This is a genomic window from Neobacillus niacini (assembly GCF_023715415.1).
Taxonomy (GTDB): domain Bacteria; phylum Bacillota; class Bacilli; order Bacillales; family Cytobacillaceae; genus Neobacillus; species Neobacillus niacini_C.
Window position 1 is genome coordinate 389,803 of the sequence record NZ_JAMBOB010000001.1, and the last position, 17,871, is coordinate 407,673.

17 protein-coding genes are annotated in these 17,871 nt (G+C 37.5%); 3 read left to right on the plus strand and 14 right to left on the minus strand.

All coding sequences use genetic code 11. The features are described from left to right. Window positions 1-401 precede the first annotated feature (401 nt). The 5 genes from lpdA to M3189_RS01830 all read right to left on the minus strand — a co-directional run bounded on the left by lpdA (window position 402) and on the right by M3189_RS01830 (window position 6,398). On the minus strand, window positions 402-1,817 hold the full coding sequence (lpdA, locus tag M3189_RS01810) for a dihydrolipoyl dehydrogenase (RefSeq protein WP_251631264.1): 1,416 nt from the start codon (window positions 1,815-1,817) through the stop codon (window positions 402-404). Window positions 1,818-1,820: 3 nt separating this feature from the next. Continuing rightward, window positions 1,821-3,212: a dihydrolipoamide acetyltransferase family protein gene (locus tag M3189_RS01815; protein WP_285889295.1), complete on the minus strand. Its 1,392-nt coding sequence runs from the start codon at window positions 3,210-3,212 to the stop codon at window positions 1,821-1,823. A gap of 77 nt (window positions 3,213-3,289) precedes the next feature. Next, window positions 3,290-4,267: an alpha-ketoacid dehydrogenase subunit beta gene (locus M3189_RS01820; protein ID WP_251631266.1), complete on the minus strand. Its 978-nt coding sequence runs from the start codon at window positions 4,265-4,267 to the stop codon at window positions 3,290-3,292. A gap of 3 nt (window positions 4,268-4,270) precedes the next feature. After that, a complete protein-coding gene (pdhA, locus tag M3189_RS01825; RefSeq protein WP_251631268.1) occupies window positions 4,271-5,386 on the minus strand; it encodes a pyruvate dehydrogenase (acetyl-transferring) E1 component subunit alpha in 1,116 nt (371 codons plus the stop codon). Between the two features lie 343 nt (window positions 5,387-5,729). Continuing rightward, on the minus strand, window positions 5,730-6,398 hold the full coding sequence (locus M3189_RS01830; protein WP_251631270.1) for a YkyA family protein: 669 nt from the start codon (window positions 6,396-6,398) through the stop codon (window positions 5,730-5,732). A gap of 185 nt (window positions 6,399-6,583) precedes the next feature. Between M3189_RS01830 and def the strand changes: the two genes are divergently transcribed. Beyond that, window positions 6,584-7,138, plus strand: a complete 555-nt coding sequence (gene def / locus M3189_RS01835) for a peptide deformylase (RefSeq protein ID WP_251631272.1) — start codon at window positions 6,584-6,586, stop codon at window positions 7,136-7,138. A 43-nt stretch (window positions 7,139-7,181) separates the two neighbouring features. On the opposite strand, the gene M3189_RS01840 is transcribed toward def, so the two are convergent. Next, window positions 7,182-7,952 (minus strand): Cof-type HAD-IIB family hydrolase, encoded by a 771-nt coding sequence (locus M3189_RS01840; RefSeq protein ID WP_251631273.1) that lies wholly within the window; start codon window positions 7,950-7,952, stop codon window positions 7,182-7,184. A gap of 530 nt (window positions 7,953-8,482) precedes the next feature. Here M3189_RS01840 and M3189_RS01845 point away from each other — a divergent pair. Together M3189_RS01845 and rnjA are read left to right on the plus strand one after the other, a co-directional pair. Continuing rightward, on the plus strand, window positions 8,483-8,692 hold the full coding sequence (locus tag M3189_RS01845) for a DNA-dependent RNA polymerase subunit epsilon (protein ID WP_251631274.1): 210 nt from the start codon (window positions 8,483-8,485) through the stop codon (window positions 8,690-8,692). A gap of 6 nt (window positions 8,693-8,698) precedes the next feature. After that, a complete protein-coding gene (gene rnjA / locus M3189_RS01850; protein WP_251631276.1) occupies window positions 8,699-10,366 on the plus strand; it encodes a ribonuclease J1 in 1,668 nt (555 codons plus the stop codon). Window positions 10,367-10,404: 38 nt separating this feature from the next. Here the strand turns inward: rnjA and M3189_RS01855 are convergent, their stop codons facing one another. The 8 genes from M3189_RS01855 to M3189_RS01890 all read right to left on the minus strand — a co-directional run bounded on the left by M3189_RS01855 (window position 10,405) and on the right by M3189_RS01890 (window position 17,858). After that, window positions 10,405-11,064 (minus strand): potassium channel family protein, encoded by a 660-nt coding sequence (locus tag M3189_RS01855; protein WP_251631278.1) that lies wholly within the window; start codon window positions 11,062-11,064, stop codon window positions 10,405-10,407. Window positions 11,065-11,134: 70 nt separating this feature from the next. Continuing rightward, the gene (locus tag M3189_RS01860; RefSeq protein WP_251631280.1) at window positions 11,135-12,043 is read right to left on the minus strand and encodes a DUF4349 domain-containing protein; all 909 of its coding nucleotides are present in this window, start codon (window positions 12,041-12,043) and stop codon (window positions 11,135-11,137) included. A gap of 114 nt (window positions 12,044-12,157) precedes the next feature. Next, window positions 12,158-12,613 (minus strand): TlpA family protein disulfide reductase, encoded by a 456-nt coding sequence (locus tag M3189_RS01865; protein ID WP_251631282.1) that lies wholly within the window; start codon window positions 12,611-12,613, stop codon window positions 12,158-12,160. Between the two features lie 68 nt (window positions 12,614-12,681). Continuing rightward, on the minus strand, window positions 12,682-13,230 hold the full coding sequence (locus M3189_RS01870) for a peroxiredoxin (protein ID WP_179158453.1): 549 nt from the start codon (window positions 13,228-13,230) through the stop codon (window positions 12,682-12,684). 153 nt (window positions 13,231-13,383) lie between these two features. Beyond that, window positions 13,384-14,502, minus strand: a complete 1,119-nt coding sequence (locus M3189_RS01875; protein WP_251631284.1) for an N-acetyldiaminopimelate deacetylase — start codon at window positions 14,500-14,502, stop codon at window positions 13,384-13,386. A gap of 66 nt (window positions 14,503-14,568) precedes the next feature. Then, entirely contained in the window at window positions 14,569-15,279 is a 711-nt protein-coding gene (gene dapD / locus M3189_RS01880) for a 2,3,4,5-tetrahydropyridine-2,6-dicarboxylate N-acetyltransferase (RefSeq protein WP_251631286.1), read from the minus strand. 77 nt (window positions 15,280-15,356) lie between these two features. After that, complete coding sequence (locus M3189_RS01885) at window positions 15,357-16,238, minus strand: LysR family transcriptional regulator (protein ID WP_285889299.1); 882 nt, start codon at window positions 16,236-16,238, stop codon at window positions 15,357-15,359. A 108-nt stretch (window positions 16,239-16,346) separates the two neighbouring features. Then, window positions 16,347-17,858, minus strand: a complete 1,512-nt coding sequence (locus tag M3189_RS01890; protein ID WP_251631289.1) for an MDR family MFS transporter — start codon at window positions 17,856-17,858, stop codon at window positions 16,347-16,349. Between the last annotated feature and the right edge of the window lie 13 nt (window positions 17,859-17,871).

A 17,871-nucleotide genomic window follows, 5' to 3' on the forward strand; every position in this document is an offset into this window, starting at 1 on the left:
ACTCCCAGCCCGGGAGTTTTTTTAATGCGTTAAAAGTGCGAGTGTATAGTGTATGGAAGTATATAGCATAAGGCTTAAAGATGTAATAAATAGTGTTTTGGCAGTTGATTGGGTAAATTTGTTACAAAGGACAAAGGCTAAATAAAAAAACACAAAAAACATTATCACCTTGTATAGTAGTTGATCATGCTTTGACATCCATTCAATCAAAGTAAAGGCACTCCATATTATTAATTGCAATATAATTACAACATACATTCGCATTTTTTATCACCACTCAACATCTTTTCTTAAAAATAAAGATTGTAGTGTTTTAAATATATGCTCAGAAGTGTTAATTTATCATTCGATTGAAAATAAGAAAGTCCTTTCTATTACTGCAGAAAGGACTTTCATTTTAGCTATTTTAAAACATGAATTGGTGTACCCATCGCTACTTCAGCAGCTTCCATTGTGATTTCTCCTAATGTTGGGTGAGCATGAATGGTCAAGGCTAAATCTTCGACTGTCATTCCTGCTTCAAGAGCCACCCCTAGTTCAGCAATCATATCAGATGCGCTTGCACCAGCAATTTGTGCACCTATCAAGACACCATCTTCTTTACGTGAAACTAATTTCACAAAACCTTCACCACTGTCTAGTGACAGAGCACGGCCATTTGCAGCAAATGGGAATTTGGCTGAATTAACTTCAATACCTTCTTGCTTCGCCTGCGCTTCGGTATAACCTACGCTTGCAAGTTCAGGATCCGAGAAAACTACTGCAGGGATACCTAAATAGTCAATAACAGCATTATGACCTGCAATTGCCTCTGCAGCGATTTTTCCTTCATAAGAAGCTTTGTGAGCTAATTGAGGACCTGCAACAACATCACCGATTGCATAGATATTAGAGACGCTCGTTTTACATTGATTATCAATTTCAATCAATCCACGGTCAGTGACTTTCACACCAATTTGGTCAAGACCCATTTCATCTGTATTTGGACGGCGTCCAACCATAACAAATACGTAATCTGCTTCAATTTTCTTTTCTTCGCCTTTAACTTCAAAAGTTACAACCACACCATTTTCAGTTTCTTCTACACCTTTAGCCATTGCCTTCGTATAGAATTCGGCACCTTTTTTCTTCATTGTTTTCTTAACAAGGGCAGCCATTTGCTTTTCAAAAACTCCAAGGCCTAAGATATCATCTGCACCCTCTAAGATTGTTACTTGAGTACCAAAATTTGCATAGGCTCCACCAAGTTCTATACCGATGACACCGCCACCGATTACTACGATTTTTTCTGGAACCTCTTGCAGGTTCAATGCACCAGTAGAATTTAGTACTCGTTTTGAGTATTTAAAAGTTGGCAACTCAATTGGACGAGAGCCAGAAGCAATAATCGCATTTTTGAAGTTGTATGTTTGGGCAGAATTCTCGCCTATTACTCGTAATGAATTACCATCAACAAAGTATGCTTCGCCACGAACGATTTCAACTTTATTTCCTTTTAGTAACCCCTCAACACCGCCAGTTAATTTCTTAACAATTCCAGCTTTCCATTCTTGAACCTTTGTAAAATCAACTTTTACATTTTCAGCTGTAATTCCAAATGAATCAGAGTGCTTCGCTACTTCGTACCGGTGTCCAGCAGCAATTACTGCTTTAGATGGAATACAACCTACGTTTAAACAAACTCCGCCAATATATTCCTTTTCAACAATTGTAACTTTTTGACCTAACTGTGCTGCACGAATAGCAGCCACATATCCGCCGGGACCAGCGCCAATGACTATAGTGTCTGTATCGATTGGAAAATCTCCTACTACCATTTGTTACGCCTCCATTAACAATAGTTCTGGATCGTTCAATAATCGTTTAATATGATTTAACGCATTTTGAGCTGTAGCACCATCAATCATTCTGTGGTCAAAGCTTAATGACAATGCTAATACAGGAGCAGCTACAATTTCACCATCACGTACGATTGGTTTTTCTGCAATACGACCTACCCCAAGGATGGCTACTTCAGGATGGTTAATGACTGGTGTAAACCATTGTCCACCAGCCGACCCAATATTAGAAATGGTACAAGAAGCACCTTTCATCTCGTTTGGAGCCAACTTTCCATCACGTGCTTTACCAGCTAATTCATTGATTTCATTTGATATTGTAAATACTGATTTACGGTCTGCATCTTTAACAACAGGTACTAATAACCCTTTTTCTGTATCAGCCGCAATTCCAATATTATAGTAGTGCTTATGAATTACTTCACTTGTAGCATCATCAAGTGATGTATTTAATGCAGGGAATTCACGTAAAGCACTAGTTAATGCTTTTACGATGTAAGGTAAGAATGTTAATTTAATACCCTTAGCAGCCGCAACTTCTTTGAATTTTTTACGATGAGCAACAAGTTTCGTTACATCGATTTCATCCATGAGTGTTACGTGTGGTGCGGTATGTTTTGAATTTACCATTGCTTTTGCAATTGCTTTTCTGATTCCGCTCATTTTCTCACGAGTTTCAGGATATTCACCTTGTGGAATAGGCGTAGCTTTAGGAGCTTCCTCTGCCTGAGTTGTTGCTGCTGCTGGTGCTGGAGCTTCAGCCGCTTGTGGTGCTGCTGCAGCTGCACCGCCGTTTAAGAATGCATCAATATCCGTTTTCACGATGCGCCCATTTTTACCTGAGCCAGGAACTTGTGTAATTTCCACACCTTTATCACGGGCATATTTCCGAACAGATGGCATCGCAATAATTTTACGATTTGGGTCAACTTCCACTTGTCCTTGTCCTTGTGGTTGTGTTACACCAATACCATAAGCAGGCGGTGCCGGCGGTGGTGTTACAGGAGCATCTTGCACTGCAGCAGGTGCTGGTGCTGGTGCTGGTGCTGCTTCTTGCTTCGGTGCTTCTTCCGTATGCTCGTCACCTTTAAATTGCAAGTTTTCATATCCTGGCGCATCAAATGTTACTAGAACCTGTCCTACAGTAGCTACCGTTCCTTCTGCTACTTTCACTTCAATAACAGATCCTTCAACAGGAGATGGAATTTCAACGACTGCTTTATCATTTTGGATTTCGCAAAGGATATCATCTTCTTGGACTTTATCACCTGGCTTTATGAACCATTTAACAATCTCGCCTTCATGAATACCTTCACCAATGTCAGGCATTTTAAATTGGAATGTGGTTGCGGTTGCGCTCATCTCGCGATTCATCCTCCTATTTATACATATTTACGAACGACAATTATAAGAAAAAGCGGGAAACAGGAATCCTATTCCCCATCTTTCATTTAGAAATTTAGTACTTTTTTAGCTGTTTCAATTACATCTTTGTAGTTTGGAAGCCATACTGCTTCAGCCTGTGGGAATGGATAAATAGTATCTGGCGCTGCCACACGCAATACAGGTGCTTCTAAGCTTAAAATAGCACGATCGCTAATTTCAGCCACAACATTTGCCCCAACACCAGCTTGCTTTTGTGCTTCCTGAACCACGATTGCACGACCTGTTTTTTCAACAGAAGCAATGATTGTTTCAATATCAATTGGGCTAACCGTACGTAAATCAATAACTTCAGCAGAAAAACCTTCTTTTTCTAATTCCTCAGCTGCTTTCAATGATTCATGAACCATCGCACCATAAGTAATGATTGAAATATCAGTACCTTCACGCTTTACATCTGCTTTTCCTAGTGGAATCGTGTATTCACCTTCAGGAACTTCTTGACGGAAAGAACGATATAATTTCATATGCTCAAGGAAAATAACAGGATCATTATCACGAATAGATGAAATTAAGAGACCTTTTGCATCATAAGGTGTTGATGGAATAACTACCTTTAAGCCAGGTTGTTGTGCCATTAAACCTTCTAAGCTATCTGCGTGCATATCAGGCGTGTGTACGCCTCCTCCGAATGGTGAACGGAATGTTATTGGAGCATTGAATTTACCGCCTGTACGATAACGAAGACGGGCCGCTTGGCCAGAAATAGAATCCATTACTTCATAAACGAAACCAAAGAATTGGATTTCCGGTACGGGACGGAAGCCCTGTAAGCTTAGACCAACTGCCAAACCGCCAATTCCTGATTCTGCAAGTGGTGTGTCAAATACACGATCTTCACCAAATTCATTTTGTAGCCCTTCCGTTGCACGGAAAACACCACCGTTTACGCCGACATCTTCCCCGAAAACTAATACATTCGGATCATTTTTTAGTTCTACACGCATTGCATCTGTAATTGCTTGAATCATAGTCATTTGAGCCATGGCTTACTTCGACTCCTTTGCTTTATATATTTCATATTGTTCTTCTAAGTTATAAGGCAAGTCCGTATTTGTAATTGAGATTAAATCAGTCACCTTTTGTTTAGGAGCAGCATCTGCCTTTTTAAGTGCTTCTTTAATATCTTCTTTTGCTTGCTCAATTACTTCGTTTTCTTTTCCCTCATTCCATAAGCCTTTCTTTTCCAGGAACTTACGGAAACGTACAAGCGGATCTTTCTTTTCCCATTCATTATCAAGTTCAGCTGTACGGTAACGAGTAGGATCATCTCCGGCCATTGTATGTGGACCATATCTATATGTTAAAGTTTCAATAAACGTTGGCCCTTCGCCGTTAACAGCACGCTCACGTGCCTCTCTAACTGCCGCATACACTGCTAATGCATCCATACCGTCTACTTGGATACCTGGGATACCAGCTGCAACTGCCTTCTGAGCAAGTGTTTTAGCTGCTGTTTGCTTTTCAACAGGAGTCGAGATAGCAAAACGATTATTTTGTGCAATAAAGATGGCTGGCGCTTTGTAAGCTCCTGCAAAGTTCATTCCTTCATAGAAATCACCTTGAGAAGTTCCGCCATCGCCTGTATATGTAAGAGCAACAGCTTTAACTCCACGTTTTTTAAAGCCTAATGCAACACCTGCTGTTTGTACGTACTGTGCACCAATAATAATTTGAGGGATTGCGACATTTACTCCCTCAGGAATCTGACCGCCTTCGAAATGACCTCTGGACCATAAAAATGCTTGATATAAAGGAAGACCATGCCATACGATTGGTGGAACATCACGATAACCAGGTAAGATAAAGTCCTCTTTTTCAAGTGCAAATTGTGAAGCTAATTGGGATGCTTCCTGTCCTGCTGTTGGTGCATAGAAACCAAGACGTCCTTGGCGGTTCAACGAAATGGAACGTTGGTCCAAGATACGGGTATATACCATTCTGCGCATTAATTCCTGCAGCTGATCGTCACTTAGATTTGGCATTGCTGCTTCATTAACAACTTCGCCTTCTTCATTTAAAATTTGAAGCGTTGTAAATTGATCTTCTACTACTTCAAGTACTTTTTTAGCATCGACTTGAGCGTTCTGAGTTTTAGAAGCCATTCGTCACATCTTCCTTTCTTTCGTTACAAAAATGTAAAAATAAATTCACTCATATTAGATTACCCAAAAACCTAAAACAACATAAACAATTATTTACTTTAATCGCCTGCTGCCCTGTACTATAATTTTCGTAAAAAATAATGGTACAATAAATAATTCCATATTGAGTTTACATCATCTAAATACGCTCGTCAAATACTATGTTTCATTATTTTACATCATAATAATGTTATTAACTTTTTGATTAATGCCAACCTCTGTATCACTCTACACTTTATCCTGTTATATTAAAATAGATTCTGCTTTATCAAAAAAAAAGAAATCGGCCCAATCAGCCAATTTCTTACTTTTCTTCAGCAAGGTTAAGACCTGCTTGTTTATAAAATTCAAGCTTTTTTTCATTATATTGTGCTGTTACATCATTGAATTCTTCATTTGCCTCATATACCTTTTGATAGGTAGTATTTAAATCAACTATATGTGATTCAAGCTTGTCATAAGAAGTACTTTCCTCTTTGAGCATTAAATATAATTCTTTATCACGATCTAGCGCACTTGAATACTCCTTTGAAAGTCTATTATGTATTTGGTATCTCTTCTTCATGATTTTTGATAAATCTTCTGCCTTTTTCTTTTGGTCAGTATCTTTTATATCATTTATTACTTCTTGCGCTTTCATAAATTCCGATTTAGAAGCATTTATACTGTCAATTTCCAGCTGTAAATGGTTTTTTCTTTCTTCAATAATAGAAAGGGCTTCGTCAGAAAGCATGATAATCTTTTCATGCTGCTTCATCCCTAAAGTCATAATTTCATTGTAGATTTCCTTTTCTTGCTTTTCTAACTCTACAAGCGGCTCTTGCTGCTCTTCAAATTCTTTCTCTGCATCCACAACATCCTCTAATACTTGATACAGCTTTTCAGCTGAAGAATCCTGGCTAATACAGCCAGTTAATAAGAAACCACTAATTACAACCGTTATAATAATACGTGTTAATCTAATAATAGACAATTCGCAACCCCCTTACTGATTACAATTTCTACTATATCTATACTTCTTATTTTTGACAATATCCCCTGGAATTTCTCTCCTATTAATCAGAATAATTGTTGATACTTTCAATTAACTTTTCTGGAATAGTCTGATAGACTAATGAATATCAATAATTTTAGTTTATAAACAGGAGTGAATCAATCATGTTAATGATGAATGATATCATTCGAGACGGCCATCCTACTCTTAGAAAAGTAGCAGTTGAAGTACCTATGCCGCCATCGGAGGAAGACAGAAAAATACTTGAAAGCCTTTTAGAATATGTAAAGAATAGTCAAAATCCTGAAGTTTCTTCACAATTTGGATTACGACCTGGAATTGGGTTAGCTGCACCACAGATTAACGTTTCCAAGCGCATGATTGCCATTCATCTTCACGACGACAAAGGAAATTTGTATAGCTATGCATTGTTTAATCCCAAAATTGTCAGCCATTCAGTCGAAAAAGCTTATTTAGTTTCAGGGGAAGGCTGTCTTTCTGTAGATGAAGACATTCCTGGTTATGTAGAAAGGTTTGCTCGAATTACTGTGAAAGGAATTACCCTCGAAGGCGAAGAGGTTAAACTCCGCTTAAAAGGTCTCCCAGCCATTTGCTTTCAACATGAAATTGATCATTTAAACGGAATTATGTTTTATGATCATATTAATAAGAAAGACGCTTTTAAACCAATTGAGGGTGCAATCGCAATAGAAAGATAAAAAAAGCGCAAGTGCTCTTGCGCTTTTACTTTTTATTTAAGTTTTATATAAGTTGTAATTCTTTCAATCCATTCCAAATTCCATCTTCCGATACATCGGAAGTAACGAAGTTTGCAAGTGCCTTTGCCTCGGGAACACCATTCCCCATTGCAACACCCGTTCCAACAGCTTTAAGCATTTCTAAATCATTCAAGCCATCACCAAATGCATAAACATCCTTCAAATCAAACCCTAATCTGTCAATCATTTTCTTTATCCCTTCAGCTTTAGATCCACCTTTAGGTAAAATATCTACTGAATAGGGATGCCATCTGATAAAATCAAATTCAGGAAAGTTTTCAAAGTATAACTTTTCCTCACCCTCTTTACAGAAAAGTAAGGATTGATAAATTTCCTTATCAACAAAGAAAGATTTGTCTTCATCTGGATGTGGAAATAATAAACTGCCCAAACTAGTTTCAATAAATGGATGGTAATGAGTAGTAGCCTTCATGGTTAATTCATTCATAAATATCAATGGATGTTCGTTCGTCTTTGTATCCAGTAGAAATCTTTCTAACTCAGATTGTTTTAGCGGATTCTTATAAATCGCTTCATTTTCAAACACCACATACTGGCCATTGAAACTAACGTAGGAATCAATATCAAGTTCTTTTTTTAAACTTGTGAACATAAAAGGTGCTCTTCCCGTTGCTATTGCAACAAATACACCATTCTCCTTTAGTGTTTGGATAGCTTTTTTAGCACTAGTGGGGAGTTTTTTTTCATGATTGAGCAAGGTTCCATCTATATCAAAAAAAACAATTTTCTTCATATAATTTCAACTCCTCTTTGCCTTTTTCAATTATGATTAAGCTTTATAATAATTTCTCTAATAAACACTAATCATAATAAGAATAATTGTCAATTTATTAAACTTTCATCATTCTGCCATGTTTATCCATGAAAGATTTCTTAATTATTCCATATAATATTAGTATAAAAACCCTTAAATAAAAAAAAATCTACAATATCTGTCATGGCTTGCTTTACATTGGACAAGGATCGTTTAAAATAGGAAGTAAGGAGATGATCCACTATGTTAAAGAAGCTAAGAAAGAAGCTCTTAAAACAGTGGAAAGATTTACTACGAAAAAAATCAATTGCTTAACAACAACTTTTTTCGAGCCCTTCAAACTTGCGAAGGGCTCATTCCTTATTGTAAATTGATTATCAGTGTATTTATTTACATATTTTTCTATAAGTCCAAATGCTTAAATTTAGGCGAAAAGTGAAATTAAATGAAAAAAATGTAATTATTTAATATAATAGAAAAAGTCATGATCGATTAAGGAGCGATTTATTATGGTATTTAAAGTTTATTTTCAAGAAAGAATCAATGAAGTCCCTGTAAGAGAAAAAACAAAGGTTCTCTATGTGGAGGGAGAATCTGTTCTAGATGTTCGCAAGAAAATTGCAGATCGTGGATATAACGTTGAATTTTTACAGGCAGTGACAGGAGCATATTTAGAATATGAACAACAAAATGAAGATTTTAAAGTATTGGAGATTTGATAATTTATGAAATTTGTTAAAAATGACCAAACTGCTGTTTTTGCCTTAGGCGGTTTGGGCGAAATTGGAAAAAACACATATGCAGTACAATTTCAGGATGAGATAATATTAATTGATGCCGGCATTAAATTCCCAGAGGATGAGCTATTAGGAATTGATTATGTCATCCCTGATTACACCTATTTAGTAAAAAATGAAGACAAGATTAAAGGATTATTCATTACTCACGGACACGAGGACCATATTGGCGGAATTCCATATTTATTAAGAGAAGTAAATATTCCAATCTATGGTGGAAAGCTTGCATTAGGACTAATCAAAAATAAACTAGAAGAGCACGGTCTCTTACGGAATGCAAAGTTAATTCCCATTCAAGAAGACGATGTGATAAAATTCCGCAAAACGTCTGTTACTTTTTTCCGAACAACACACAGCATTCCTGATTCTTATGGTATTGTTGTAAAAACTCCTCCTGGGCAAGTTGTCCATACGGGTGACTTTAAATTTGACTTTACACCGGTTGGCGAACCAGCAAATTTAACAAAAATGGCTGAAATCGGTAAAGAAGGCGTATTGTGCTTACTTTCAGACAGTACAAACAGCGAAATTCCTGAATTCACAATGTCTGAACGTCTTGTAGGTGAAAGCATTGATGATATTTTCCGAAAGGTTTCCGGCCGGATAATATTCGCAACATTTGCATCAAATATCTATAGATTGCAACAAGTTGTGGAGGCTGCAGTTGCAAATGGCAGAAAAGTAGCCGTCTTTGGCCGCAGTATGGAATCAGCTATTAATATTGGTCAAGAATTAGGGTATATTGTTGCACCAAAAGAGACATTTATTGAAGCAAATCAAATTAATCGTCTTCCTGCAGATAAAGTTACAATTCTTTGTACAGGAAGCCAAGGCGAAGCTATGGCGGCCTTATCTAGAATTGCCAATGGCACTCACAGACAAATACAAATTATCCCGGGGGATACAGTGGTATTCTCATCTTCACCTATTCCAGGGAACACTATTAGTGTAAACCGGACAATCAACATGTTATTTAGAGCTGGTGCCGAAGTTGTTCACGGGAAACTAAGCAATATTCATACCTCGGGTCATGGTGGCCAAGAGGAACAAAAGTTAATGCTGCGCTTAATAAAGCCAAAATTCTTTATGCCGATTCACGGTGAATATAGAATGCAAAGAATGCATGCCAAACTAGCTGTGGATTGTGGTGTAGAAGAAGAAAATTGTTTTATCATGGATAATGGTGAAGTATTAGCTCTTTCTGAAAACAGTGCGCAAGTAGCTGGGAAAATCCCATCTGGTTCTGTTTATATCGACGGAAGCGGGATTGGCGATATCGGGAATATTGTTTTACGTGACAGGAGAATCCTTTCGGAAGAAGGATTGGTCGTTGTGGTGGTAAGTATTAATATGAAAGACTTTAAAATCGCTTCAGGACCTGATCTTATTTCTAGAGGGTTTGTCTATATGAGAGAATCTGGTGATTTAATTAACGATGCACAAAATCTGATTACTAAGCATTTAAATAAAGTGATGGAACGCAAAACAAGTCAATGGTCAGAAATTAAAAATGAAATTACTGATACATTAGCACCTTTCCTTTACGAAAAGACAAAACGCAGACCAATGATTCTACCAATCATTATGGAAGTTTAAAAAAAAGCGGAAGCACCGTTCAGGCGCTTCCGCTTTCTTTATTGCAAGACTTTCCTCTCAAATCGATCGATATCTTCATCCGTCCCAATCACAATTAACACATCATTCGCTTTGATATCTTCATTTGGTTTTGGAGAAACGATTATATCCATTCCTCTTTTAATTGCAACAATATTTAATCCGTATTTCTTTCGAATGTCTAACTCGATGATAGTATGACCACTTATCTTGCTGTTTGCCACGATTTCAACAATGCTATGTTCATCAGATAACTCTAGATAATCCAACACACTGCTAGAAGCCAAATTATGAGCTATCCGTCTTCCCATGTCCCTTTCCGGGTGAACGACCTTATCAGCGCCTATTTTGACTAGCACTTTTTCATGATAATCATTTTGTGCCTTTACAGTAATATGAGTGACTCCGAGTTCCTTCAAAATCAAAGTGGTTAAAATACTCGATTGTATATCATCACCAATTGCAACGATTACACGATCAAAATTACGAATACCCAGGCTCTTTAGGACTGTCTCATCCGTTGTATCCCCTACAGCAGCATGTGAGGCAATCATGGCGTATGCATTTACTCTTTCTTCGTTTTTATCAATTGCAAGCACCTCAAAACCTTCATCAGAAAGAGTTCTGCAAATACTCCCGCCAAATCGACCCAATCCTATAACTGCAAAATTCTTTCTCACTACAATTCCCCCAGCAAAGTCAATTAATTATTTTCATTTTAGCATAACCAAATTAGTTGAATATACTTATTTAGTCGATGTCATTTCTTTTCCGAACTTTTTTCTTAAAATATAGAAAGATAAAAACAGTAACCACTGCTAGGATTCCTAAAATAGGTAAATTACCAACGATAAAAACAATAAAACCTGAAATAGCTGCTAACAACATGTTGGTACTTTTCATAAATTGTTTTTTTGTTTTATCCCAAGTATTAAGATCTTCATCTTCAAGATTTGGCACAATCACTTTATTTTCATAAAGTGAAATATGAATGGTTGATAGCGACGTCTGATTTTCTAGATATTTCATTCTCCCTAGTATTGTTTCAATTTCCTCTTGTATGGCAGCAAGGTCAGCAGAAATCTTTAACAAATCTTCTGTTTTCTCTGCCGATTTCATAAATAAGGTTAACCGTTCTTCTACCACTCTTTTGGATTTTAGTCTGGACTCTAGGTCCACATATTCTTCTGTCACATCTGTTCCACTAATCGTACGCTGCAGGACCTCTGCAGCCTGCCCCTCGGCGTCATGTAAGAATGTTTGGAAATTCTTTTGAGGTATTCGAACAACAATTCTTCCACTAACCTGCTCTACTCCATCTTTAGAGACGTTAGATTCCGCAATGTATCCACCATACTTTAGTACTTGTTCTTCTAAGTTTTGTAAAGTCTGCTCAAATTTCTTTACCCGGAGCTGTAAATCTGCTTGATAGATGATCATTTGGTTAGGGACATCTAATTCAGTTTGAGCAGCTGACTCTTGTTTTGTACTATTGTCAAGTGCTACTTGTGTCTTTTCTTCCATACCTGCCTGTCCTGAATCCATTTCTGCACTTTTGTCACTGCTCATCCTCACTTCTTCACTTTTACTGGTAGAACTGCATGCTGCCAAAAGTAGAATTAGTGATATCATAACGAATATTTTAAACATTTTCTTCATTTTATGAAAGCCCCCATTTCTCTATTTATTAATACGGACGATTAAAGTTTCATATAGTTACATAAAAATAAAAAAGACTGCTCGTTGTAAAACGAACAGCACCCTTTATTACACTTATTCTGTTTTATCTATTTCGTCTAATACACGGTTAACTCTTTTTTCGAGCATTTTCATACCGCTGCCGCCGGCTTGGAAATGGCGGAGTTTCCCCTCACGATCAAATACGTAATAAGCAGGAACATATTGATTTTCAAAGGCCTCAGCTAGTTTATGATCACTATCAACAAATATAGGCTGGTTAATTCTATGTTCTGCAGCAACTTGCTTGATTTGCTCTAGGTCTAGGTCCTCTTCTGACCTTGGCATATGTACAGCAATTACATTTAATTTATCTTTATATTGATCACGGAATTGATTAACCTGCGGCATAGCTTCCTTACATAGGTGACAGCTTACAGACCAGAAATGAATGAGGGTAGGTTTTTCACCGACTAATTCCTCTTTTCTAACTTCTCCATTTAACCATTCAACTGCACCTGTTAATTCTGGCATTGGTTCACGTAATTTCATGATCTATTCCCCTTTTTAAAAAGACCTACCACTAAGGTTAGGTCTCTTATTTTTATGAGCGATCGGAATTAAGCATTAAGAGTCGCTTGACCTGGTTTCCAGTTAGCTGGACAAAGTCCGCCAGTTTGAAGTGCTTGAAGGACACGTAATGTCTCATCTACATCACGACCGATATTGTTGTGGTTTACTACAGAATACATTAATTCACCTTCTGGGCTGATAATGAATAAGCCACGAAGTGCAATACCTTCTTCTTCAATTAAAACACCGTAGTCGCGAGCAACCACATGGTTTGTATCTGCTGCTAATGGATAGTTTAGCTCACCAAGACCGTTGTTTTTGCGGTCTGTGTTAATCCAGGCAAGGTGAGTATGAATGGTATCCGTAGAAGCACCGATTACAACTGCGTCAAGATCATCAAATTCTTCATAACGGTCTGAAACTGCTGTGATTTCTGTTGGACAAACAAAAGTAAAGTCCATAGGATAGAAGAACAGCACTGTCCACTTGTCGTTTTTCATGTTCTCTTCAAGGCTTACCTTTCCAAATTCTTTGTTCGGTAAGACTGCATCCATTTCAAATCTAGGCGCTTGCTTAGCTACCATACGTTCTGGCATGTCTAATCCCTCCAAATAAATATTAGTTCCTTCATTGTTTTACCCTTTTATCATAAAGAATAAACGACGATATGTAACAATCTTTTCTAATTTTCAGTTTAACATTTTTAGACATAAGAATGAAGTAATACGTTTTTTGAGCTGCAATTTTCATCAATTTCCTTTATACGTTAGGTAGGTGGTGAGAATATTTATAGCAACTTCAATTGCTTCTTCCTTTGGATTTAATTTCGCATGATGGAGTCCATATGAGGAATCCACTCCCAGCCAAAACATCAAACCTGGAATTTCCTTTAACATATAACCGAAATCTTCACCAGTCATGGCTTCCTTACATTCAATAACATCAATTTTCGTCTGTTCCTTCATAAATTGAGTGAAATCTCTTGTAATATTCTCATCATTGTAAACCTGATGGTACATCGATCCATAATCAATAACAACTTCACATTCAAAGCTGGTTTCTATTCCTTTCACAACTGCATTGATTCGTTGTTTGACTTTATCCATTGTATCATCAGAAAGAGTCCTAATAGTCCCCTCAAGTCTTGCCTTTTCAGCAATAATATTCTGTACGGTGCCGCTCGTAATTTTGCCAATTGTAATCACTGCACTATCTAATGGATCCACATTACGGGAAATAATTGTTTGCAGTTGACCAACAAGTGAACAGGCTGCAATCACCATATCATTTGTTAGATGCGGATAAGCAGCATGCCCACCTTTGCCTTTAAGGTCAATAAACAGTTCTGAAGTATTAGCAAATAATAACCCCTCTTTTAGAGCAATGGATCCGACAGGATATTCTGGGGCGATATGCAGAGCAAAAATAATATCTGGCTTCCATTCCTGCATGGTGTCGGATTTTAGCATTGGTTCTGCACCGCCTGGCCCCTCTTCAGCCGGTTGAAATATAAATAAAAGGTCATCATCAATTGGATTTTGTACAAAGTGTGTTAAAACACCAAGAGCGATACTCATATGAAAATCGTGACCACACGCATGCATTTGTTCGTGATGGGTTGAAGAGAATTCTAATCCCGTTTCTTCAACTATCGGAAGACCATCTATATCGGCGCGGTAGCCGATTGTTTTTCTAGGATTTAAACCGTGAACTTTAACAAAAAGTCCAGTTTTCCATTCTTTTATGGATACTCGTTCCTGTGATAAGGTTTCTAAATATGATAACAAATATGCTTGTGTTTTATATTCTTGAAATCCTAATTCAGGAATAAGATGCAGGTCACGTCTTATTTTAACAAACGGGTTCATTCATTTCTCCTCCTGTACTAGAAAGAAAGCGTGGAGTGTTTGTCCACGCTTTACTTTGTCTTACGTTTATAATTGGCGAAGTTCTTGCATGATTTCGGTTTTGGATTTTGTCTTCTCATCAATATCCTTAATTTTTCTTGCAGGGGTTCCAGCAACAACTGTATATGGCGGAACATCCTTCGTAACTACTGCACCAGCAGCAACTACAGAGCCTTGTCCAACTCTAACACCTTCTAATACCACTGCATTTGCACCAATTAAGACATCATCTTCGATAATAACAGGCTGTGCGGATGGCGGTTCGATAACACCCGCTAAAACAGTCCCAGCTCCAATATGACAGTTTTTCCCAACAGTAGCCCTGCCACCAAGAACAACACCCATGTCAATCATTGTTTTTTCACCAATAACTGCGCCAATATTAATTACAGCACCCATCATGATAACTGCATTATCACCAATTTCAACTTGGTCACGAATGGTAACTCCTGGTTCGATACGAGCATTAATGTTTTTAGTATTTAATAATGGAATCGCAGAATTTCTACGATCATTTTCAACTACATAATCTTCAATTTTTGCTTGGTTTGATTCCAAAGCTGGGTTAATGTCAGACCATTCACCAAAAATTACACCGGTATTGCCATTAATAAAAGTTTTAGAATTGCTTCCAAAATCGATACCTTCTAAGTCACCCTTTACATAAACCTTTACTGGTGTTGATTTTTTGCTATTTTGAATAAAAGAAATAATTTCGTTTGCATCCATCATTTTCATAGTAGTACCTCCAGATTAAATTAAATTTTACTTTATCAAACAAAAGTGTTGAAAACAAGAAAAATGAATAGCAAGCATCAGTTGCTTTGACTGCTATGTTCTTTAATTAGGTCCACAAATGCCTGAACCTGTTTGAGTTGAAAGGATGACTCATACGCTAATAACCATGTATCACGTTTAAGGGGATCACCATTTTCATTTAGTAACGGAATTTTGTAAACTTCCTTTTCGGTGTTATTTAACGTAATGCCTGGTAGGATAGAATATCCTAAACCATTGAAGGTTAATTGCTTACATGTCTCAATTTGATCAACAATGATTGTTCTTTTAGGTGAGGTTTTGAATTGACGCATCCACCAATCCTGGATTTCTTGATAATAATTAGAATCACTTTTAAACTGAATGAAGGGTCTATCTGTTTCTAACAGCTGATTAGGTCTAGTAATTTCTCTATCCACCAAGAAAAGCGGGTCGCTAAAAAGTTTAATTTTTACGCCTTTCCAATCTGGTAATCCTCGAATAATCCCGATATGTACTTGATCATCATATAGACTTTTCAGTATTTCACTGCTCCACCCCGTTATGAGTGAAATTTTTGCTTGCGGATAGGCATCACTATACTTTTTTAAAACGGGCGGCAGCCAATTTTGACCAACAATCGAAGCAACTGCAATCTTTAATGTTCCTGAAACTCCCGATTGAAGAGAATGGATACTTTCCCGAACCTTTTCTTCTTTTACCAGCACCTCATTTACAAAATGAATAACAACTTCTCCGGCTGGGGTAAGTGAAAGTCCTTTTTGTGAGCGGATAAAAATTCTTGTTCCCCACTCTTTCTCTATCGTTTGTAGACGCTGTGAAAGCGCCGGCTGAGACACGAATAGCCTCTCTGATGCTTTTCGCATATTCATTTCTTGGGCTAAGATAGATAATAAATGAAATTCTGATATTGAGGACAAAACCATCCACCTTTATGCTTTATTAGATATCCGCATTACTTATTATATAGAGAAAATGAAATCATTTCATCAATAAGCTTTCTTTTATTTCAGAAAAATAACTCTGCATCATGATGCAGAGCCTTTTTTATGTTTAGGAATAAATGAAATTAGGATTAAACTTACTAGAGCAAAGGTAAGTACAACATAATAGACCCAATGCAATGATTGAGTCAGCCCTTCCTGAAGTAGTTCTCGAGCAGATTCAGATAAATTGGATCGCTCATCTTCCTTTAATAAAAGGTTTGCAGAATCTACGGTTAGTTTTCCCTCAGATTCTTTGGAGTTCTCGCTAAGGAAATTCCCCAGCCGATTATTAAGAATTCCGCCAAGTAAGGCTGCACCAATTGTGTTTCCTAAATTCCTCATAAACATATTGGCTGCTGTTGCAATCCCTCTTTGCTGCCAGCTTACTGTTGCCTGGATAGAGACAATAAATGAAGTTGAGGTCAAACCCATACCAAAACCGACAATAAGAGACCCTAAAGCAGCCCATAGAGGCCCAGAAGAGCCTGTCATCGTTACAAAAACTACACTGCCGATAACTAAGGCAACACCACCAATAAGGGATGTTTTCCTGTATCCGAATGAAATAAGCATCCTTCCAGAAAGTGTCGAAGCAATGGGCCATCCAACGGACATAGCTGTTAATGTGAACCCTGCAACGATTGGTGTTTGTTCCATTACCCCTTGGACAAAGGTAGGAAGAAAACTTGAAATTCCTATCAACATAATACCCGTAGTTAAAGAGGTTACATTCGCAACGAAAATGGATCGTTCCTTCCAAATAGTAAAGGGCATTACAGGTTCTTTCGCACGGCCTTCGTGATAGACAAACAGACTAATCGTTACAATAAATAAGACAAGCAAGCTGACAATTTGCCAGGAACCCCATGACCACCGCCCCCCGCCCTCTACTAACAAAAACATTAAGGAGGAAATAGACAGTGTTAATAAGAATGCACCTATGTAATCAATTTCATGTTTTTTCTTTTCAACGTTCTCGTGCAGGTAGAATCCTATACCAATCAAAGAGAGAATACCAAGTGGGATGTTTATCCAAAAAACATAATTCCAGCTTACGTATTGAACGAGTAATCCACCTACAGCTGGTCCCGTAACAGCAGAGATTCCCCATACACTTGCTAAATATCCCTGAACTTTCGCTCTTTCCTCAGCCGTATAAATATCACCAACAATAGTGGTTGCAATCGGCGTAACGGCGCCTGCGCCAAACCCCTGGATTAATCGAAAAATGATAAGTGCTTCCATCGATGTTGCAAAGCCGCAGAGGATGGATCCAATTAAAAAGATAGTAATTCCAATAAAGAGAATAGGTTTTCTACCAAATAAATCAGATAATTTCCCATATATCAGGACCGTTACCGCATTCATTAATAAATATGCTGAAAAGACCCAGCTATAGAGAGTAAAGCCACCTAAGTCAGCAACAATAGCAGGCATAGCAGTTGAAATAATCGTTGCTTCTATCGCTCCCATAAACATTGCTAGCATTACAGCTGCTAGTACAAGCGGTCTATTTGTCTTTCCTCTCTTTGAATTAGAGATAGGATTCGCCATCATTACACCTCAT